Annotated in this window: 2 rRNA genes (1 of these 2 cut by a window edge); both read right to left on the bottom strand. The window is 51.7% G+C overall.

What is annotated here, in order from left to right:
- A 5S ribosomal RNA gene (rrf, locus tag QTL79_RS17940) occupies positions 1-59 on the bottom strand; the annotation flags it as partial.
- A gap of 269 nt (positions 60-328) precedes the next feature.
- Positions 329-2,429, bottom strand: a 23S ribosomal RNA gene (locus tag QTL79_RS17865); it runs 834 nt beyond the window's last position.

Here is a 2,429-nt window from a genome sequence, read left to right as displayed (position 1 = left end):
GGCTTAACTGCTGTGTTCGGTATGGGAACAGGTGGGACCCCACAGCCATCATCACCGGATACTTCGAATTGTCCTAAACCATTCATCTGCTGCGTTGCTGCTTGCGGTCCTCGCTCAACGTAGCTTCCGCTACGCCTTCGCTTACGGTCCTCAGCGCGCCTTGCCGCTAAATGCTTTATGCCAATTCTTTGCAACACGAGCTAACGCATCGCAAGATCTTACAGGTAAACATTTCTACAAGAGAATATATTCCCTGAAAACTTTATAGAAGAAAGATTTGCAAACAAGTGGTTTCATAACTTGCACCCTCTCGAGTGCGAGCTTGCATTAAGTCAAGCCCTCGGCCTATTAGTACCAGTCAGCTCCATTCATTACTGAACTTCCACACCTGGCCTATCAACCTTGTGATCTACAAGGGGCCTTACCAGACTACTCTGTGAGAAACCTCATCTTAAGGCTGGTTTCACGCTTAGATGCTTTCAGCGTTTATCCTTTCCCGACGTAGCTACCCAGCTGTACCCCTGGCGGGATAACTGGTACACCATTGGTCAGTCCACTCCGGTCCTCTCGTACTAGGAGCAGTTCCCTTCAAGTTTCTTACGCCCGCGATGGATAGGGACCGAACTGTCTCACGACGTTCTGAACCCAGCTCACGTACCACTTTAATGGGCGAACAGCCCAACCCTTGGGACCTGCTACAGCCCCAGGATGTGATGAGCCGACATCGAGGTGCCAAACCTCCCCGTCGATATGGACTCTTGGGAGAGATTAGCCTGTTATCCCCAGGGTAGCTTTTATCCGTTGAGCGATGGCCCTTCCACGCGGTACCACCGGATCACTAAGCCCGACTTTCGTCCCTGCTCGACCTGTACGTCTCGCAGTCAAGCTCCCTTCTGCCTTTACACTCTTCGAACGATTTCCAACCGTTCTGAGGGAACCTTTGGGCGCCTCCGTTACACTTTCGGAGGCGACCGCCCCAGTCAAACTGCCCACCTGACACTGTCCTGAGTGTCGTTACTACTTCAGTTAGAACTCCAGTAAGAGAAGGGTGGTATCCCAACGTCGACTCCATACATACTAGCGTACATATCTCTCAGTCTCCCACCTATCCTGTACATCCCTTACCAAAATCCAATGTCAGGCTACAGTAAAGCTCCATGGGGTCTTTCTGTCCAGTCGCGGGTAACCTGCATCTTCACAGGTATTTCAATTTCACCGGGTCCCTCGTTGAGACAGTGCCCAAGTCGTTACACCTTTCGTGCGGGTCGGAACTTACCCGACAAGGAATTTCGCTACCTTAGGACCGTTATAGTTACGGCCGCCGTTCACCGGGGCTTCGGTCGAGGGCTTCGGATTGCTCCTAACTCCCTTCCTTAACCTTCCGGCACTGGGCAGGTGTCAGCACCTATACGTCAGCTTTCGCTTTAGCAGGCACCTGTGTTTGTGGTAAACAGTCGCTTGGGCCTCTTTTCTGCGACCCCCATGTGCTTCGTCCGTTTCAAGACTACACTCACAGGGGCTCTCCTTATCCCGAAGTTACGGAGACATTTTGCCGAGTTCCTTAACGAGGGTTCTCCCGCGCACCTTAGGATTCTCTCCCCGCCTACCTGTGTCGGTTTACGGTACGGGCACCCATCATCTCGCTAGAAGCTTTTCTCGACAGTGTGGAATCCGTGAGTTCGTCGTTATTGCTAACAACTACCCATCACTCCTCAGGCTTTTCGCAGCGCGGATTTACCTACGCTACACCCTACAAGCTTAGACGCGAATTTCCATCCTCGCGATCACGTATCCTTCTGTGTCACTCCATCACTCAAACGACTTTGGGTGGTACTGGAATTTTAACCAGTTGTCCATCGCCTACGCTTTTCCGCCTCGGCTTAGGTCCCGACTTACCCTGAGACGACGATCGTTGCTCAGGAACCCTTAGGCTTTCGGTGGGAAGGATTCTCACCTTCCTTTTCGCTACTCATACCGGCATTCTCACTTCCTAGCAGTCCACAACTCCTTACGGTATTGCTTCTGCCCGCTAGGAACGCTCCCCTACCACGTGTACCCAAAGGTACACATCCATAGCTTCGGTTTCGTACTTTAGCCCCGGACATCTTCGGCGCAGAACCTCTCGACCAGTGAGCTATTACGCACTCTTTAAATGGTGGCTGCTTCTAAGCCAACATCCTGGTTGTTTGTGAAGTTCCACATCCTTCGCCACTTAGTACGACATTGGGGACCTTAGCTGATGGTCTGGGCTGTTTCCCTCTTGACTACGGGTCTTATCACTCGCAGTCTGACTCCCAAGGTACCAGTATAGCCATTCGCAGTTTGACAGAATTCGGTAACCTAGATGGCCCCTAGTCCTATCAGAGCTCTACCGTCTATACTTACTTCTTGAGGCTAGCCCTAAAGCTATTTCGGGGAGAACCAGCTAT

Source organism: Azotosporobacter soli (assembly GCF_030542965.1).
Taxonomy (GTDB): Bacteria; Bacillota; Negativicutes; order SG130; family SG130; genus Azotosporobacter; species Azotosporobacter soli.
Note: the sequence above shows the minus strand (reverse complement) of the source record. Positions and strands in the feature narration are given on the sequence as shown.